Origin of the sequence: uncultured Thermosynechococcus sp. (assembly GCF_937958135.1) — a bacterium.
Lineage (GTDB): Bacteria > Cyanobacteriota > Cyanobacteriia > Thermosynechococcales > Thermosynechococcaceae > Thermosynechococcus.
The window spans coordinates 1-17466 of sequence record NZ_CALGOG010000036.1 but is presented as its reverse complement, the minus strand read 5'-3'; the positions used below and the strand labels follow the sequence as shown (position 1 = coordinate 17466).

Here is a 17466-nt window from a genome sequence, read left to right as displayed (position 1 = left end):
TTCCTGAGTCTGGGGCTGCCTTTACCGACGGTTGATCCCCTAATGCTGTTGGCTGGCCTGATGCAGGTCAGTGGCGAAAGTGAGCATTTTTACCTTGAGCAAGCGGGGCAGATTGTTGCTGCCTGTGGTGTGGTGGCAACTCGTCATGCTCAAGGAGATCAACGGTTTACGCAACTCCAGCGTTTTAGTGAACAAACCCTCGGCCGCGTGTGGGCGATCGCCCCAGCCGAACCGCGCGTCTTCTGTCAATTTAGTTTTTGGGAGCACACAGGCTCGAATCGGGGGGTCTTACCCCGCTGGCAGGTGATGCAGCATCTTGATCATGTTTGGCTCACCCTCAATTGTGCCTTAGAAACCAGTACACCTCATCGCCTTTGGCAAGACTGGCAACTGGTGCAGCGGGCACTAGCACACCTTCTCGCCGATCCGCCCCCTTGTCCACCCCCCCTGGGGATCGCTCTACCGCCTCTGCCCCAGCAATATGAACAATTTATTGCGAGTGCCAATCGTGCCCTCCAGCTCCTAGGGGAGGGAGACTTAGAGAAATTGGTTTTGGCTGCTGCCCTTACCCTAGAGCAACCCCAAGAGTTTAGTTGGCTGGGGACGTTACACAACCTGCGCCAGCACCATGGCAATTGCTACATCTTCAGTGTGGGTCAACAGCGGCAACCGGTCTTTGTGGGAGCCAGTCCCGAACGGTTGGTTAAAATTGCCAACGGCGTTCTCTGGGCCGATGCCTTGGCGGGTTCCCGTCCGCGGGGCCAAACGCTGCAAGAGGATCAAAACCTGCGCCATGGCCTCTACCAAAGTCCTAAGGAGCGTTACGAGCATCAAGTGATTGTCGAGTTTCTCTGCCAAACCCTCCAGCAGCTCGGCATGATCTGTGAGGTACCTCCCCAGCCCCGCATCCTTGAATTGAGTCATATTCAACATTTGCAGACCCTAGTTCAGGCTCCCGTTCCTCGGCCAACTCATATTCTCCAGGTGGTTGCTGCCCTCCATCCTACCCCAGCAGTGGCGGGGTATCCCGCTTCACGGGCACAACACTGGCTGCGGCAACTGGAATCCTTCGATCGCAGGGGCTATGCCGCTCCCCTTGGCTGGGTGACACCCAACGGAGAAGGGGAGTTTATCGTCGGTATCCGTTCTGCTCAGCTTCAGGGAAACTGTGCCCATCTCTTTGCTGGAGCTGGTATTGTTAAAGGCTCTCAGCCGGAACGCGAATGGCAGGAAATCCTGTGGAAGTTTCAGACAATGATCGCCGCTTTGGCCTAGCGTAGGGGGGGCTGCTTTTTGCTGATGGTCAGCATTGGCAAGGGTTGAGAGGATTGGGGCGGCAGGGCATACTGGGGTACCTTCTCAGGAAAAGAACGTTCCGGCGATCGCTGAAGGAAGCGAAAGAGGAGCGCACTTCCCATTAGACCCAGACCCAATAGCAATAGACCGTTGTAGCCCCCCAAGCCACCAATGGTCGAATCAACCCCTCCCATCAGCAGGAGGAAGGCAGAGATGGGTTCTTTGCGGTAGGCTTTGCGCAGAAAGCGAGGATAAATCATAGGCGATCGCTCAGTGACTCACCATCAGAACATGGGAATGCTAGCAGCTTGGCGTTAAATGGGCTGTATTTTAGCGACCGTACGCCAAAGCAAGTATTGATCTTCAGGTACTAGGCTACTTCTATCCTGACAGATCCAAAAGTCCAGCGGCATTGACGGAAAAAGGGGGCGATCGCCCCCCAGTGCTCTCTCTAGTAGGTTTCCACGTGCCAGCGACCCTCTTTCTTAAGCGTGCCCTTGAGGAATTCCTGCCAATCGGCACCATTTTTAGCCGCCGCTGCGGTCATCGCCTCATCAATCCCCGGCTCCATCCCCTTGAGACCACAGATGTAAACGTGGGTATTTTTCTTCTGGAGGAGTTGCCAGAGTTCATCGGCGTGCTCGGCAATGCGGCCTTGGATGTACATCTTGCCGCCGTCGGGGGTTTTCTGTTCGCGGCTGATGGCATAGGTGAGGCGGAAGTGATCGGGATATTTGGCCTGTAGTGCCTCTAGCTCATCCTTGTAGAGGATATTGGCGGTGTAGGCGACACCAAAGAAGAGCCACGCCAGCCCCTTGAATTGATAATCGGGGTTATTTTCTTTGAACATGCGCCACAAAAAGGCACGGAAGGGGGCAATCCCGGTTCCCGTTGCCAGCATGATAATCGTGGCTTCGGGGTCCTCAGGCAGGAGCATTTCTTTGCCCACTGGCCCGGTAATTTTCACCTCATCGCCGGGTTTTAACTGGTTGAGGTAGGAGGAACACACGCCGTAGATAGTTTCACCGGTTTCTTTGTCCTTGTACTCTAGACGCCGCACACAGAGGGAAACCGTTTTATCATCTTGAAAGTCGCCATGGCGGCTCGAGGCAATGGAGTAGAGGCGCAGTTTGTGGGGTTTGCCGTTAGCGTCGGTGCCCGCAGGAATGATCCCAATACTTTGGCCTTCGAGGTAGCGCAACTCGGTGCCGGAAATGTCAAAAATAATGTGCTTGACGGTTCCCTCGCCCCCTTCCCGCACTAATTCTTCATTGGAGATAACCTTGCCGATGCAGGGGTTGTTAGGACGATAGATGTTAAGGGGAATATCAACTTTCTTTTCTTTAACAGCGGCAGCACCGTTGTTGGATGCAGATTCCGTGGCAGCAGTCAAGGGCGCACCTGTACCATTGAGGGGTTGAATGCTAACAATTCTGCCCCCCCAGCGGGTAATTTGCTGCATAAACTGATTCATGCGGTCATAGGGAACGTTGAAAAATTGACTGCCACTGTTGCGGATGGCATAGTCAGTTTTATCGGTCTCGGCATTTTGTCGCAGTCCCACCACTTCATAGCGAAACATCCGACTGCCAGAACTGGTCACATTGTACATGGGCTACACGATCTCCAAAAATTAACTCAGCTTTACATTCTGCAACACAACGTCCCAACCGCGATCTACTATCACGTTTTGGCTATGGGATTGCCGTGCTTCGGCCACCCACATTATATCTAGCAAGGGCAGCGACAGGGGCTTTTCCTAGGGATAGGGCTAAATTTCTTGCCCACAAGAGACAGGTTCTCCCCCCTCAGCATGGGTTTGCAAGATATAGCGATCGCGCCCTGAGCGTTTGGCCTCGTACAAGGCGGCATCGGCAGGTGCCACTAATTTTGCCATAGGACAGTCTCCAAGGGTGGTGGTCAGGATGCCAATGCCGAAGGTAGGGTTGCACTGGCAACTTGGCATAGGAAATCCCTAAATTGGAGATGTCGTTAGAAACCTGCGTTAAACCAAAAATGACAACGCCATGGGGAGCTGGCGCAATAGGATAGTCAAGAATCAACCTAGGGCAGCAATTAAAATCTCTCACCGATTCTTCAGATGTTCTTAATGAGCGGAGAGTGCTCAATCTGCATTCGGCGATCGCCGGGCTTGATAGGCCTGCCAACTCTCCACGACGCGACCGAAATTGGTGCGGAACTCTCGCCAGCCAAGCCAACTTCCCTGTTCGTGCTCATCCCAAGAGGCCGAAAGAATGCCGTAGCTCAGCCCAAGGGCACCAAGGCCAAAGAGACCGAGAGTGGCGATGACAACGGCTACATTGGGCAACTGAAACCAACCCTCATGCACAATGAAATAGCTCAGGGGAAACGTCATCAATCCCAAAAGAGTAGGGGTACCGCAGAAAATGGCCATCCGGGCAACCATCCGCTGGCTAACAATTTCAGGAATCCCTGTACTTTTGGCTTGCTTGGGTGAAGGTTTTGAGGCATTAGAACGGACGGCTGCGGTGGCAGGAGCTTTGACAGACTTGGTTGCTCCTTTTTTCTTTTTAGGTTCAAAAGGCAGATCCGACCGTTTTGCCATTGTCCTTAACCCCGAATTCCGAGACGTTCAATGAGTTGGCGATAGCGTTGGGCATCATGGCGATGGAGGTAGGCCAAGAGCCGCTTGCGACGACCAATGATTTTCAGTAATCCTCGGCGAGAGGCGTGATCTTTTTTATTCGCCTTTAGATGTTCGGAAAGCTGCTTGATCCGCTCCGTGAGGATAGCAACTTGGACATCCGCAGAGCCGGTATCCGTAGCGTGGATTTGGTAGGTGTTAATGATTTTTTGTTTGACGTCGTGTTGTAGAGCCATGGTCATCAATTATTCAATTATGAACGGCGCGATCTATTATCATACTCCGTTCTTTTCAAATAATAAACTCCTTGAACTGCAACTATTCTGCCTGTTTACCTGCACTGCCCTGGGAATTGCTGACATTGGTGCTGTTTTCCTCAGTGGGGGCGATCGTCAGCAGTTCCTTGAGGGGTTTTTCGCTATCGGAAATCGGCGGTTTGGCCGTTGTCAGTTCTGTATCAATAGCGAAGGTGGCAAATTGGGTGAGAATTTCGCGGCAGAAGACCTCTGCTGCCCGCGATCGGTAGCGATTGGGATTGGTAATCAGCGACAGTGTGCGTTTCACTACCACATTTTCAATGCCCACCCGCCGTAGGCTCCCTAGTTGTAGCTCCTTCTCAATGGCGGAAACGGAGACAAAAGCAGCCCCTAAGCCCGACTGCACGGCATTTTTAATCGCCTCGATAGAATTTAACTCCATCTCTACCTTGAGGCGGCGAGGGTCAATGTTGGCGCGCTGGAGAACCTGATCAATCACCTTGCGAATCGTGGATTGGGCATCGAGGGCAATAAAGCCCAATTTGTACAAGTCTTCTTTGGTGAGGGTTTCGGCACTCGCCAAGGGATGATCTACCGGTAAAACGAGAGCCAGTTCATCCTCAGCATAGGGGGTAACGGTGATTTGCTCACTCAGTTCTGAAGGGACTTCACCGCCAATGATTGCCAGATCAATTTGGCCGTTGACCAAACTCCAGCAGGTGCGGCGGGTGGAATGGACATGGAGTTGAACAGCAACTTCGGGATACTTGCTGCGAAATAGCCCAATCATGCGGGGCATCAGGTAGGTGCCAGTGGTTTGACTCGCCCCAATGATGAGTGTCCCCCCTTGCAATTTTTGCAGGTCTTCGATGGCGCGGCAGGCTTCATGGCACAGGGAGAGAATTCGATCGCCGTAGTCCAGTAGGAGTTTTCCGGCTTCGGTGAGTTGGGCGCGGCGTCCCCCGCGATCAAATAGGGGAACATCCAGTTGGCGCTCTAGGTTTTGCACCTGTAAACTCACTGCGGGTTGGGAAACGTAGAGGCTGTCAGCAGCTCGCTTAAAGCTGCCTTCGAGGGCGATCGCCTTCAGGATGCGCAATTGATCAAGGGAAAAGGGCAATTCGGACATAGGCATTGAGGCCATCGGCGTGCCATTAAAAGGCGTTTTTCTGAACTTATCAGGAATCATGCCCAATTGATATCTCTCCCCGCAAAAAGACTTTGGCGTGCCAGTGATCCACAACAGCACGTCTGAACCTATTGTAAGGGTTGGGTTTCCCCCAGGGGATCGCTGACTTTTGTTACAGGCTGTTACGTTATTTCGCTATGGAGCCACCGGTCCCCGATCCAGCCCCACCCGAACATTTGCCTGCATTTGTGACTTCTTGACCCCCTACTGAGTTGCTCATCTTCTAGCAGTAGCGAAAAGGGAAGATTGCCGTTCGCTAAAATCGGTCTAGCGATGCTCTCGAAGAGCCGCTACACAATTGCCCGCGGAGGTAAAATCGTGCCCTACGCTTGGCCCAAGTGGCTGCCGCTGCCGGTTGTTGCTACCACCCTAGGGGTGGCTGCTGTGGTGATGGGCATGCGCCAACTGGGACTGCTCCAGCCATCGGAACTGAGTTTGTATGACTTCTATGTGCAATTGCAACCCGCCCGCGACCCCGATTCGCGTATCCTGACGGTGCTGGTGACGGAGCAGGACATTCAAGCGCAAAAAACGTGGCCGCTGCCAGATGCGACGCTGGCGGATCTGCTCACCCGCCTCAATGCGGCAAGTCCTCGTGTCATCGGCTTGGATATTTTTCGTGATTTGCCGCAGCCCCCTGGCCATGCTGCGCTGCAAAACATGATTCGCGTTAATCCGCGTATTATTCCAGTGTGCAAATCCATGGGCGAAACAGCAGAACAACCCGAAGTGCCGCCGCCACCGAGTATTCCCTTGGAGCAAGTGCCAGAGCGGGTGGGCTTTGCCGATATTCCCCTCGACAACGATGGCGTCATTCGCCGCAATCTATTTGCAATCAGCAATCCTAGAGCGCAGCGGTGTACAACGCCCTTTTCCTTTGCCCTAATGGTGGCACTACGTTACCTGGATCAGGAGCCAACTCAGACCATTAAACTCGATGACAAGGGTTTGACCCTGAACGGTGTGCATTTTCCTCTCCTCACCAGTGATGCCGGTGGCTATGTGGGGGTGGACGATCGCGGGATGCAAACCCTGCTGAAGTACCGCTCACGCACCGCAGTGGGGCCGACAGTTTCCCTCACGGATGTCCTGACCGGACGGATAAGCGAAGACCTAATTCGCGATCGCGTGGTTTTGATTGGGGTGTCTGCACCGAGTATCAAGGATACTTTCCTCACGCCCTATAGTGGCAGTGATGCGGTGACGCAGCAAATGCCGGGGGTGGTTGTCCATGGCCAGATGGTGAGTCAATTCCTGAGTGCTGCTCTCGATGGGGAGGGTCCCATTTGGTACTGGCCACTGCCGCTGGTGCTAGGTTGGATTCTCCTGTGGGCCGGGGTGGGCAGTGCTCTGGGCTGGTGGTTGCGGCAACCGCTGTGGTTGGGTATCGCCGTTGCCGGCGGCCTAGTGATTCTCTTTGGCAGCGGCTTTGGCATTTTTGTCATGGCGAGTGGCTGGATTCCCGTGATGCCGCCGGCGATCGCCCTAGTGCTCAGCAATGCGGTCATGGTGGGCTACGTTGGTTATCAGGCGCAGCAGGAGCGGAAATCTTTCCAAGCCAAAGTGCAGGAACAGGAAAAAGCTTTGGCGTTATTGCGATCGCTGATGGCGGAGGATACAGCAGCCCTCAATGCAGCACTGCGAGAACCGACAGAAATTACGGGCAAACCCCGCTCTCTCCTCAGTGGTCGCTACAAAATCCAAAAAGTCTTGGGGTCAGGGGGCTTTAGCCGCACCTATTTGGCTCAAGACACCCAGCGGCCGGGAAATCCCCTCTGTGTCGTCAAGCATTTGCGTCCGGGACGCACCGATGAGCACTTTATGCAGGTGGCACGGCGACTCTTCAACACCGAGGCAGAAATCCTTGAAAAGCTAGGCCGCCACGATCAAATTCCCCTCTTGCTTGCCTATGTGGAGGAAAATCAGGAGTTTTATCTAGTTCAAGAATTTATTGAAGGTCAGTCGCTGAGTCAAGAACTCAAACAAAAATACACGGAAGCCCAAGCCCTCCAACTCCTCCGAGAAATCTTAGAAGTGCTGAGTTTTGTCCACAGTCACTATGTGATTCACCGCGATATTAAGCCCGACAATATTATTCGCCGTGCCAGCGATCGCAAGCTGGTATTGATTGACTTTGGGGCAGTCAAGCAAATTCAACCCCAAGAAGTGGCAAAAACCCAAGGGAGCACCGTGGTCATTGGTACGATGGGGTATGCACCGCCAGAGCAGCTCTCTGGTCAGCCCACCCTCAGCAGTGATGTTTACGCCGTGGGCATGATTGCCCTGCAAGCCCTAACCGGCATTAAGCCCCGCGATCTACCGCGAGATTCACGGACAGGTGAAGTGGATTGGCAACGGTGTGTCACCGTGAGTGAAGGTCTAGCGGCAGTGCTCAATAAGATGGTGAAATTTAACTTTAGCGATCGCTACCCCTCGGCTAAGGAAGCCCTTCAAGATGTGCGACGTCTAGGGACGCCCGCTTCATCCGTCCTGGGAATTATTTTGTGAATCGTCCTGTGTTGCTCTCTGACCTTCCCCTTGGTACCTCGGCGCGTATCACTGCCATTGAGGGAACAGCCGCTTGGCAACGCCGCCTTGCCGCCGTGGGATTCACGGTTGGCCAAACCGTTACCCTGCTGCGTCGTGCCCCCTTCAGTCAAACCTTTGCCGTGCGGGTGGGTACCCTGACCGATGTGGCCCTACGGGCAACGGAGGCGCGCACCATTGTGGTGGAACCCTTGAAAAACTAGAGAGTTGGCACGAGTTGCGGATTCTCGCGATTGGCATCCTGAGCTGCTGCCGCCAGCAAGCCGTAAAAGAGGGGATGGGGTGCATTGGGACGGGAGCGAAACTCAGGGTGAAACTGCACCGCAATAAAGAAGGGGTGAGCCGGATACTCGATAATTTCCACTAAGCGGCCATCGGGAGAGGTGCCCGTAATTCGATAGCCCGTTTCCAAAAAGAGACTGCGATAGGCATTGTTAAACTCGTAGCGGTGGCGGTGTCGCTCGTAGATGACCGTTTCCCCGTAGAGCTTTTCGGCAAGGGAATTGGGGGTGAGGCGACAGGCATACAAGCCCAAGCGCATCGTTCCCCCCAAATCCACAATGTCCTGCTGTTCGGGCAACAGGTGAATCACCGGATGGGGCGTATTGGCATCAAATTCGGCACTGTTGGCATTTTCCAACCCTGCAATATGGCGTGCCCACTCAATCACCGCGCATTGCATCCCCAAGCACAACCCCAAAAAGGGAATCCCCTGCTCACGGGCATACTGAATGGCGGCAATTTTGCCTTCAACTCCCCGAATGCCGAAGCCTCCCGGCACAACAATCGCGGCAACATTGCGAAGGGCATTATCCACTCCATGGTCAACGATTTCTTCGGAGTTGACCCAGCGGATACGCAACTCCTGATCAAGGGCGATCGCCGAGTGCCGCAGGGCTTCCACCACTGAAAGATAGGCATCGCTGAGGCGCACATACTTGCCAACGATCGCCACCTCCAACGGCGTGTGGGAACGGTAGAGCCGCTCCACAAGGGCTTGCCACTGACTGAGATCCGGTTGCCGCTGCTCCAAGTTCAACAAACGCAAGACTTGGGTGGCTAACCCTTCGCGTTCAAGGAGTAGGGGCACTTCATAAATGCTTTTGGCATCCGGCGAGGGAATCACACATTCCACAGGGACATCACAAAATTGGGAGAGCTTTTCTTTGATGCCGGGAACAAGGGGGCGATCGCAACGGCAGATGAGAATATCCGGCTGAATCCCAATCGAGCGCAATTCCTTCACCGAGTGTTGGGTGGGTTTTGTTTTCATCTCCCCCGCCGAGGGAATCCAAGGCACCAAGGTTACGTGCATAAACAGCACATGGTGCCGCCCCACCTCGGTACGAAACTGGCGGATGGCCTCCAGAAAGGGCAGTGACTCAATATCGCCAACAGTGCCCCCAATTTCAATAATCACCACATCGGGGTTTTTGTCCTTGGCCACCCGCAGAATGCGTTCTTTAATCTCATTCGTAATGTGGGGGATCACCTGCACCGTGCCCCCCATGTAGTCACCGCGTCGCTCTTTATTAATTACCGCTTGGTAGATGGATCCCGTCGTCACGCTATTGAGGCGGGACATGGGTGTATCTGTAAAGCGTTCGTAGTGCCCTAAGTCCAAATCCGTTTCGGCACCATCGTCGGTCACAAACACTTCCCCGTGCTGGAAGGGACTCATCGTCCCGGGATCCACATTAATGTAGGGATCAAGCTTGAGAATCGACACAGAATACTGCCGTGATTTTAATAGGCGCCCTAGACTAGCGGCAACAATTCCCTTCCCAATACTGGAGACCACACCGCCAGTTACAAAAACATATTTCGTCATTGCTGAATGCTAGTGCTGAGCTGCAGAGGGCATACTCATCAAAACCTACGCAACTATTCTCGCATATTGGGGGATGGCGCCTAGGAGAAATTCTGCACCAATTCTTTGACCACTTGGGACTGCTCTTCAATCCGCTGCCTCAACCGCTGGCATACCAGATCACACAGGGGAAAGATTGTCGGGTCAGCAATTTCATAATAGACCGTAACCCCTTGGGGTTGTCGCCGCACCAGACCCGCCTGAGCAAGGGTTTTCAAATGCTTGGAGACATTGGCTTGCCCCAACCCCGTCTCTTGAATAATCTCTGAAACATTACGTCGTCCTTGTTTTAGGGCACAGAGTACTTGCAGGCGACTGGGTTCCGAGAGGACTTTGAAATACTCGGCCACATGGGTGAGCAAGTCAGGGGAGGGAAGGTCAACCATAGAGACGTAGATTAAAATGACTTAACCTTAATTTTATATTATATGACTTTACAGTAAATAAAGCCCCTATCTTAGGAATGGGGAATTCCCCGCGGAGCATTAGCGTAGTTTCAGCGGTAACTTGAGAGCAGGTTTGGACAAGGCGGCTGTTGTGTGCTGTCGGCGTAGGCGTTGGGCATAGAAGGACGCCGCTTCCTCACCGCGGGCACATTCTTGGGCAAAGTTAATTAGATGATGCCCGACCACACCCACGTGGATCACTTGTTCAACTTGACCTTTTTTCAGGGCAGGCCATGCCAGTTTCCAAAACGTCTTGCGATAGCTGCCCCACAGACCGACATGCCAGAGGAGATTTTTCATAATCCGCAGTCCCCGCAGGATATTTTCACGGCTGAGGCGGGCTGGGCTATTGGGCACGGCAATGCGGTTGGGATACGTGTGCTCCATTTGATAGGCAAACCGCTCGTAGAGGAATTCTGGTTCATAGGCGGTTGTGATCGTGCGGCGCCACATTTCCACCACTTCTTCATAGGGCATGAGGAATTCAACATTTGACTCGCGGTTTTCATCATGGTTGAGGCGGCCTTCCGCTTCAAGGCGACGCCAGAGGGGGGTACGGGGTAGGGCGTGCAGCAAGTTAATCGTCAATATGGGGATGTGGGAAGCACGAATAAACTCAAGGATGCGATCGCCCGTTTGGGGCGTATCCGTATCAAAACCGATGATGATCCCAGAGACCACTTCCATGCCGTAGCGATTGAGGGTTTGCACTGCCTGCAAAATCGGCATACTTAGGTTTTGATCCTTGTGGATGGCATGAAGTGCCTCAGGTTCTGGCGTTTCAATGCCACAGAAAATTGTACAAAAATAGGCTTCCCGCATCATTTCCAAGAGTTTCGGGCTTTGGGCAATGTTCAGGGTTGCTTCGCAAGCAAATTGCACGGGATAGCCATTGGCCTTTTGCCAGTCAATCAGGTGCGGCAGCAGTTCAGTGACGGCGCGGCGGTTGCCAATAAAGTTGTCATCAACAAAATAGACCGCCCCTGGATTCCCGGAAGCCAGCATTGTATCCAGTTCCTTGAGGATTTGCTGCGGCGTTTTCAGACGCGGATTGCGGCCATAGAGTTCGGGAATATCGCAAAACTCACAGCGAAAGGGACAGCCACTGGAAAACTGAATGCTACCAAGGAAATAATTTTCCATGCGCACGTGCTGGTAGGCAGGGGTGGGAAACTCACTCAGCGGTAACCGTGCCGTGGTTTTGAAGATCAGTTGTTGAGGTGGTCGCTGGCTGCCGTACTCGTCAAAGTAGGCAATCATTTTATCGGTGGCATCCCCCAGTTCCCCCAGGTGGAGAATATCCACATCAGGATAGTATTCCGGACAGCTGGAGACCGAAGGTCCTCCCAAGGCAGTGAGTTTACCGTGACGATGGGCAATTTCATTGATTTCTAAAATTTGCGGCCGCTGAATGTGCATACCGCTGGTAATGACAATATCGGCCCAAGCATAGTCGGCATCGGTTGCGGGACGTACGTTTTCATCAATCAGGCGCACCTCCCAAGACTCTGGCAGATAGGCAGCCACCAACAAAATGCCTTGGGGTGGCATAAAGGCGCGCACCGTGCCCATGAGGGGGTAAGCGTGGTGAAACGTCCCAAAGGAGCGGCTATAGCGGGGAAAAATGCAAAGGATACGGCGATGGTTGCGGGGGGTATAGGGCACTCGACCACCGGTCATCTCGGGAACCACTTTAATCTCATCGGTGCTCCCACTGAGGTTCATAGCCCACGACTCCTCCCTACACGCACTTTTTATTAGACTTTTCAGGCTTTTCACTAGGTATAGCCTACAAATGCGGCTATCGCCTAGGTTTTATACTAGCTCTTTGTAACATTAAGCCTAATAGACGGGTCTTAAATAGGTCTTAAGCGCAGGGGTTGTTTATCCTAAAACTGCAATATCTGAGTAGGACACCTTCACGGCTCGCTCGCCTGTCCTCGCAATTACAGACAGCTCTGAAGAACAGCAACGCCGCCTACGGCTGTTTTCTAACCGGGTTAATATCTTGAGGAACGTGACTCTGCGGCATTGCCGGACTACTCCCGTGAAAACGGTTGTACAACACGCCGATAGTAGGAAGGCTTGCAGGGGTTCTACTAACACAGCCTCTGTTTGAAGGGAGATTAGAGCCTCAGAGAAATTGACAGGGTTTGCGAATTGCCTGTGCCAAGAGCTGTCGGTACTCGCGATCGCTGACAACATATGCCCCAAAACGCTCAAGATGAGGATTTTGCAGTTGGGCATCAAACAGTAGAAAACCCCGTCGCCGCAGATGTTCCACCAGTTTCACCATCGCCACCTTCGAGCCATCGGGAATGCGGTAGAACATGGACTCGCCAATAAAGGCACCCCCAATAACAATACCGAGAATGCCCCCTGCGAGTTCATCGCCCTGCCAGGTTTCAAAGCTCACTGCCCAGCCCGTGGCGTGCAGCAAATAATACAACTCCTGCAAACGGGGAGTTATCCAAGTCTTGGGGCGAGCGGCACAGCCGGCCACTACCGCCTCAAAGTTACGGTTAATCGCTACTTGGAAGCGATTTTGATTCAGTAGTCGCTGCAGGGATTTGGGGTAGCGAAACCGCTCATCCAGGGGAATTAACGCTCGGCGGCGACTGGTGTACCACTCTAGGCGATCGCCCTCCCCCATCAGGAAATAGCCTTGGCCGTAGCCGTTTTCAATGATGGTTTCCCGGACCCATACCGCTGTAGGAAGATGCATACTGATACGCTGAAGATGTAGGGCTAAACAGAGAGGAGTTCTGTCTATGCTGCTCCCATCCTCCGTTGTCATTGCTGCGCTTCGCCGCTCTTGGCGCTGGTGGGTGGCACTATTTTTGGCCATCCTCTGGATCTTCTCTACCCCCATGGGGGCGATCGCCGAAGATTACACAAAAGAAGCTTTGATCAATATGGATTTTTCGGGTCGGGATCTGCGGGGGTCTGAATTTACAAAGGCCAACCTTTTCCACAGCAACCTCAGCCACACCAATCTTCAGGGGGTAAGCTTTTTTGGAGCCAATATGGAGACGGCCAATTTAGAAGGGGCTGACCTGCGCTACGCCACCCTAGACACCGCGCGGCTGACCAAAGCCAACCTCACCAATGCCATCCTTGAGGGAGCCTTTGCCTTTAACACCAACTTTGACGATGCCATCATTAACGGCGCCGACTTTACGGATGTGGAATTACGGGAAGATGCCCGGCGTAAGCTCTGCAAGGTGGCTAGTGGCACCAACCCCGTAACGGGGCGCAAGACGTGGGAAACACTCCACTGTGAAGACTTTGTGTCCTAGTCCATCTCCAGTTTGCTGCGGAGAAGGATGATCCCCAAAGGCGATCGCCCCCGTCAGGAATTCTGATAAAGTATTACAAAAGTTAAGATTTATGACTAGAGTTTTTCATGAACATTTTTATTGTTGGCGGTACGGGTACCCTAGGGCGGCAAATTGTGCGCCGCGCCCTAGATGAAGGCCACCACGTCTATTGTTTTGTCCGCAGTCCGGCCAAAGCCACGTTTCTGCGGGAATGGGGCGCAACTATTCTTCAGGGAAACCTCTGTGCTGCCGACAGTATTCTGGAGGCATTGAAGTATGCCAAGGCCTCAGTGGTGATTGATGCCTCTGCCACTCGACCCACCGACACACTGACCATTGCAGCAGTGGATTGGCAAGGCAAAGTCAACTTGATTCAGGCTGCCCAAGCTGCCGATGTTCAACACTTCATCTTTTTCTCAATCATGGGAGCGCAGGACTATCCCCACGTGCCCCTAATGCAAATTAAACACTGTACCGAAGACTTCTTGCGGGAATCGGGACTCAACTACACGATCCTGCGTCCCTGTGGCTTTTTTCAGGGCTTAATTGGTCAATATGCGATCCCAATTCTGGAAAATCAATCCATTTGGGTTTTGGGAGAGTCCACTGCCATTGCCTATATGGATACCCAGGATGTGGCTAAGTTTGCCGTGCGTGCCATTGACCGACCCGCCACCTATGGCAAAGCTTTTGACCTCGCGGGCAGCCGTGCTTGGACAGCGGATGAAATTATTAAGCTATGTGAAAGTCTCTCAGGACAGGAAGCAAAAATTACCCGCTTGCCCATTGGGGTTTTGCGAGCGGCACGGCAGGTCACCCAGTGGTTTCAGTGGACATGGAACATTAGCGATCGCCTAGCCTTTACAGAAGTGATTGCCAGCGGTCGCGTCTTTGATGCCCCGATGGAAGAGGTCTATCGCACCTTTGACCTTGATCCCAGCGAAACCCTCACCCTTGAAGCCTACTTGCAGGACTATTTCACCCGAATTCTGCGTAAACTCAAAGAGTTGGATTACGAAAAAGCTAAACAGAAAAAGTCTGGACGCAAAAAACGCAGTCCCTTTAAGTCCACCCCCTAGGAGTTGCTGTGAAGGCGGGGATCATCTACAACGAAGGCAAACCCCTCGCGGTCGAATTGGCCCACCATGTCCGTCAAATTTTAGAACTTCAGGGCTGGGAAGTCCACATGGCCACGGGGATTGGTGGCATTCTTGGCTATTCTCGTCCCGATAGTCCCGTCTGCCATACCCCCATAGATCAACTAGTGCCCCCCGGCTTTGATACTTCCATGGCTTTTGCAGTTGTGCTTGGCGGCGATGGCACAGTCTTATCTGCGTTCCGTCAGTTGGCTCCCTGTGAGATTCCCCTGCTCACCATCAACACCGGGCACTTAGGTTTTCTCACTGAGGGCTATGTGGCTGATCTGGAACCTGCCCTTGATCAAGTGCTGCGGGGGGACTACACAATTGAAGATCGCACCATGCTCACGGTGCAAGTCCTGCGAGATCAAACCGTGATTTGGGAAGCCCTCTCCCTCAATGAAATGGTGATCCATAAAGAGCCTCTCACGGGGATGTGTCATTTTGAAGTGGATGTGGGCGCCCATGCCCGCGTTGATATTGCCGCCGATGGTCTCATTCTCTCCACCCCCACAGGCTCTACCGCCTATGCCCTCTCGGCGGGAGGCCCCGTGATTACCCCCGGTGTAGCGGCCTTGCAGTTGGTGCCGATTTGTCCGCACTCTTTGGCCTCCCGTGCCCTTGTCTTTGCCAACAGCGAACCGGTGTGGATTTATCCGGCGAACCCCTTCAAGCATCTGATTCTGGTGGTGGATGGCAATGCTGGCTGCTACATTCGGCCAGAGGATCAAGTCTTTGTGCAACGTGCCCCCTACCGTGCCCGCTTCATTCGCCTGCGTCCCCCAGAATTCTTCCATGTCCTGCAGCAAAAGCTCGGCTGGGGACTGCCCCATGTCGCTAAACCGCGCCCCAAGAATAGCCCAGATGGATAGGGCAACTGGTCTCAAAGGAACAACCATGATGACGGCAGCCGAACGGATTCAGCAACTGCGACATCTACTTCAGCGTGCGAGCTACGCCTATTATGCTCTCGATCAGCCGATCATGGAAGATGAGGTCTATGACCAGCTCTATCGCGAACTTCAGGCACTAGAAGCCGCTTATCCTGAATACATTACCCCCGACAGTCCAACCCAGCGGGTTGGCGAAGCACCCGTCAACCAATTTGAGAGTGTCAGCCATCGCATTCCCCTCTATAGCCTTGAAAATGCCTTCACCTTTGCCGATATGGTGGCATGGCAGGAGCGCTGGCAGCGCCATTGGCGCACCTTACGGCAAGGGGAACCCCTCCCCCCCACGGCATACCTCTGTGAACTGAAAATGGACGGCGTGGCCCTGGCTCTGACCTACGAGAACGGTTTACTGGTGCGGGGGGCAACGCGGGGGGATGGCCTTCGCGGTGAGGACATTACCAGCAATGTGCGCACGATTCGCACGATTCCCCTGCGGCTGGCGGTAGAGAACCCACCCCCCATTGTGGAAGTGCGCGGTGAGGCCTTTTTGCCGTTGGCACGCTTCCATCAACTCAACGAAGAACGCCAAGCTCAAGGAGACCCGCCCTTTGCCAATCCGCGCAACGCCGCAGCGGGTACCCTGCGTCAACTGGATCCCCGCATTGTTGCTCAGCGTCAACTGGACTTCTTTGCCTACGCCTTGCATTTGCCTGAAGGGGGTTCTGTTCCTTTGGGAGAGGAACTAGAGGGCGAGCCCCAATCGCAACGACAGGTGCTCAGCGCGCTGCAACGCCTTGGTTTTCGCGTCAATCCCCACAATGCCGACTGTCCGAACCTAGAGGCGGTGAAGAGCTACTATGACCACTGGCAAACGGCCCGCCACACCCTTCCCTATCTCACCGATGGCATTGTGGTCAAGCTCAACGATCTGGCGCTGCAACAGACGCTGGGTTTTACACAAAAATTTCCCCGCGGCTGCATTGCTTGGAAGTACGAGCCGGAGCAGGTAATTACCGACGTGGTGGCAATTACGGTGCAGGTAGGGCGTACGGGTGCTTTGACCCCCGTGGCGGAACTGGTGCCGGTGCAACTTGCCGGAACGACGGTCTCGCGGGCAACGCTCCACAATGCAGACTATATTGCTGAACTGGATCTGCACATCGGCGATAAGGTGGTGATCCACAAGGCCGGCGAAATCATTCCAGAGATTGTGCGGGTGTTTCCGGAATTGCGACCAGCCACGGCTCGACCCTTTAGGATGCCGACAATTTGTCCCGAATGCCATCAACCCGTTGTCCGCCCTGCTAACGAAGTGGTGAGTCGCTGTGTTAATCCGCAGTGTCCGGCGATCGTGCGCGGGCAAATTCTCCACTGGGCAAGTCGGGATGCCTTGGATATTCAAGGGTTAGGGGAAAAGCTGGTACGGCAGCTTGTAGCCAAGGAGCTGGTGCGCACCCCCGCGGATCTCTACCGCCTCAGGGCAGAACAACTCTTGAGCCTCGAGCGCATGGGCCAGAAGTCCGCTGATAAGTTGTTACAGGCGATCGCTAACTCCAAAGCCCAACCCTGGCCACGGGTGCTCTATGGCCTAGGTATTCGCCATGTGGGGAGCGTCAATGCCCAAGTCCTTGCCAATCACTTCAAGTCTGTGGAGGAACTAGCCACTGCCACCGTCGCCGATCTGTGTGGGGTCTATGGCATTGGGGAGGAAATTGCCCAAGCTGTTCACGAGTGGTTCCAGACCCCAGAGCACCAAGCCCTCATTGCGGATCTCAAAGCCCTGGGGCTACAACTGGCAGCGGAGACTCCCACGGCGCCAACGGCAGGGCAAGTCCTTGCCGGCAAACGCTTTGTGATTACAGGCACTCTGCCCAGTCTCACCC

17 protein-coding genes are annotated in these 17466 nt (G+C 53.9%); 7 read left to right on the top strand and 10 right to left on the bottom strand.

Going from position 1 to position 17466, the window contains the following annotated elements; genetic code table 11:
* Nucleotides 1–1275 (top strand): isochorismate synthase (locus tag Q0711_RS04975; protein ID WP_299041820.1); only part of this gene is annotated, 1275 nt, incomplete at its 5' end.
* Here the strand turns inward: Q0711_RS04975 and Q0711_RS04970 are convergent.
* The 6 genes from Q0711_RS04970 to Q0711_RS04945 all read right to left on the bottom strand — a co-directional run bounded on the left by Q0711_RS04970 (nucleotide 1272) and on the right by Q0711_RS04945 (nucleotide 5308).
* Entirely contained in the window at nucleotides 1272–1556 is a 285-nt protein-coding gene (locus Q0711_RS04970; protein WP_298614018.1) for a hypothetical protein, read from the bottom strand. The two genes, Q0711_RS04975 and Q0711_RS04970, sit on opposite strands and share 4 nt — an antisense overlap.
* Before the next feature lie 191 nt (nucleotides 1557–1747).
* On the bottom strand, nucleotides 1748–2908 hold the full coding sequence (gene petH, locus Q0711_RS04965) for a ferredoxin--NADP reductase (protein WP_298614020.1): 1161 nt from the start codon (nucleotides 2906–2908) through the stop codon (nucleotides 1748–1750).
* A gap of 159 nt (nucleotides 2909–3067) precedes the next feature.
* Nucleotides 3068–3193, bottom strand: coding sequence for a hypothetical protein (locus Q0711_RS04960; RefSeq protein ID WP_298617134.1), 126 nt, complete (start codon nucleotides 3191–3193; stop codon nucleotides 3068–3070).
* A 228-nt stretch (nucleotides 3194–3421) separates the two neighbouring features.
* A complete protein-coding gene (locus Q0711_RS04955) occupies nucleotides 3422–3883 on the bottom strand; it encodes a PAM68 family protein (RefSeq protein ID WP_298614024.1) in 462 nt (153 codons plus the stop codon).
* A gap of 5 nt (nucleotides 3884–3888) precedes the next feature.
* Complete coding sequence (rpsO, locus tag Q0711_RS04950) at nucleotides 3889–4158, bottom strand: 30S ribosomal protein S15 (RefSeq protein ID WP_298614044.1); 270 nt, start codon at nucleotides 4156–4158, stop codon at nucleotides 3889–3891.
* Nucleotides 4159–4240: 82 nt separating this feature from the next.
* Complete coding sequence (locus tag Q0711_RS04945; RefSeq protein ID WP_298614046.1) at nucleotides 4241–5308, bottom strand: LysR family transcriptional regulator; 1068 nt, start codon at nucleotides 5306–5308, stop codon at nucleotides 4241–4243.
* A 378-nt stretch (nucleotides 5309–5686) separates the two neighbouring features.
* Between Q0711_RS04945 and Q0711_RS04940 the strand changes: the two genes are divergently transcribed.
* Together Q0711_RS04940 and Q0711_RS04935 are read left to right on the top strand one after the other, a co-directional pair.
* Complete coding sequence (locus Q0711_RS04940) at nucleotides 5687–7876, top strand: CHASE2 domain-containing serine/threonine-protein kinase (RefSeq protein ID WP_298614026.1); 2190 nt, start codon at nucleotides 5687–5689, stop codon at nucleotides 7874–7876.
* A complete protein-coding gene (locus tag Q0711_RS04935) occupies nucleotides 7873–8118 on the top strand; it encodes a FeoA family protein (protein WP_299041816.1) in 246 nt (81 codons plus the stop codon). Before Q0711_RS04940 ends, Q0711_RS04935 begins: the two co-directional genes overlap by 4 nt.
* Here Q0711_RS04935 and Q0711_RS04930 read toward each other — a convergent pair.
* The 4 genes from Q0711_RS04930 to aat all read right to left on the bottom strand — a co-directional run bounded on the left by Q0711_RS04930 (nucleotide 8115) and on the right by aat (nucleotide 12956).
* Nucleotides 8115–9746: a CTP synthase gene (locus tag Q0711_RS04930; protein WP_298614030.1), complete on the bottom strand. Its 1632-nt coding sequence runs from the start codon at nucleotides 9744–9746 to the stop codon at nucleotides 8115–8117. The two genes, Q0711_RS04935 and Q0711_RS04930, sit on opposite strands and share 4 nt — an antisense overlap.
* A gap of 80 nt (nucleotides 9747–9826) precedes the next feature.
* Nucleotides 9827–10171, bottom strand: coding sequence for a metalloregulator ArsR/SmtB family transcription factor (locus tag Q0711_RS04925; RefSeq protein ID WP_298614035.1), 345 nt, complete (start codon nucleotides 10169–10171; stop codon nucleotides 9827–9829).
* A 99-nt stretch (nucleotides 10172–10270) separates the two neighbouring features.
* Nucleotides 10271–11956: a B12-binding domain-containing radical SAM protein gene (locus tag Q0711_RS04920; protein ID WP_298618025.1), complete on the bottom strand. Its 1686-nt coding sequence runs from the start codon at nucleotides 11954–11956 to the stop codon at nucleotides 10271–10273.
* A gap of 409 nt (nucleotides 11957–12365) precedes the next feature.
* Nucleotides 12366–12956 (bottom strand): leucyl/phenylalanyl-tRNA--protein transferase, encoded by a 591-nt coding sequence (gene aat, locus Q0711_RS04915; RefSeq protein ID WP_298614037.1) that lies wholly within the window; start codon nucleotides 12954–12956, stop codon nucleotides 12366–12368.
* A 46-nt stretch (nucleotides 12957–13002) separates the two neighbouring features.
* Between aat and Q0711_RS04910 the strand changes: the two genes are divergently transcribed.
* From Q0711_RS04910 to ligA, 4 genes are all read left to right on the top strand, one after another.
* On the top strand, nucleotides 13003–13530 hold the full coding sequence (locus Q0711_RS04910) for a pentapeptide repeat-containing protein (RefSeq protein ID WP_298614039.1): 528 nt from the start codon (nucleotides 13003–13005) through the stop codon (nucleotides 13528–13530).
* A gap of 107 nt (nucleotides 13531–13637) precedes the next feature.
* Nucleotides 13638–14630: an NAD(P)H-binding protein gene (locus Q0711_RS04905; RefSeq protein ID WP_298614041.1), complete on the top strand. Its 993-nt coding sequence runs from the start codon at nucleotides 13638–13640 to the stop codon at nucleotides 14628–14630.
* 8 nt (nucleotides 14631–14638) lie between these two features.
* Nucleotides 14639–15562, top strand: a complete 924-nt coding sequence (locus Q0711_RS04900) for an NAD(+) kinase (RefSeq protein ID WP_298614043.1) — start codon at nucleotides 14639–14641, stop codon at nucleotides 15560–15562.
* 28 nt (nucleotides 15563–15590) lie between these two features.
* Nucleotides 15591–17466: NAD-dependent DNA ligase LigA (gene ligA / locus Q0711_RS04895; RefSeq protein WP_366519088.1), on the top strand; the 1876-nt coding region annotated here is incomplete at its 3' end.

Excerpts from the sequence above, each read along its gene's own strand:
- petH (WP_298614020.1), bottom strand. The coding sequence starts at position 2,908 with ATGTACAATGTGACCAGTTCTGGCAGTCGGATGTTTCGCTATGAAGTG.
- rpsO (WP_298614044.1), bottom strand. The coding sequence starts at position 4,158 with ATGGCTCTACAACACGACGTCAAACAAAAAATCATTAACACCTACCAA.
- Q0711_RS04970 (WP_298614018.1), bottom strand. The coding sequence starts at position 1,556 with ATGATTTATCCTCGCTTTCTGCGCAAAGCCTACCGCAAAGAACCCATC.
- Q0711_RS04920 (WP_298618025.1), bottom strand. The coding sequence starts at position 11,956 with ATGAACCTCAGTGGGAGCACCGATGAGATTAAAGTGGTTCCCGAGATG.
- Q0711_RS04945 (WP_298614046.1), bottom strand. The coding sequence starts at position 5,308 with ATGTCCGAATTGCCCTTTTCCCTTGATCAATTGCGCATCCTGAAGGCG.
- Q0711_RS04925 (WP_298614035.1), bottom strand. The coding sequence starts at position 10,171 with ATGGTTGACCTTCCCTCCCCTGACTTGCTCACCCATGTGGCCGAGTAT.
- Q0711_RS04905 (WP_298614041.1), top strand. The coding sequence starts at position 13,638 with ATGAACATTTTTATTGTTGGCGGTACGGGTACCCTAGGGCGGCAAATT.
- Q0711_RS04930 (WP_298614030.1), bottom strand. The coding sequence starts at position 9,746 with ATGACGAAATATGTTTTTGTAACTGGCGGTGTGGTCTCCAGTATTGGG.
- aat (WP_298614037.1), bottom strand. The coding sequence starts at position 12,956 with ATGCATCTTCCTACAGCGGTATGGGTCCGGGAAACCATCATTGAAAAC.
- Q0711_RS04910 (WP_298614039.1), top strand. The coding sequence starts at position 13,003 with ATGCTGCTCCCATCCTCCGTTGTCATTGCTGCGCTTCGCCGCTCTTGG.
- Q0711_RS04955 (WP_298614024.1), bottom strand. The coding sequence starts at position 3,883 with ATGGCAAAACGGTCGGATCTGCCTTTTGAACCTAAAAAGAAAAAAGGA.
- Q0711_RS04960 (WP_298617134.1), bottom strand. The coding sequence starts at position 3,193 with ATGGCAAAATTAGTGGCACCTGCCGATGCCGCCTTGTACGAGGCCAAA.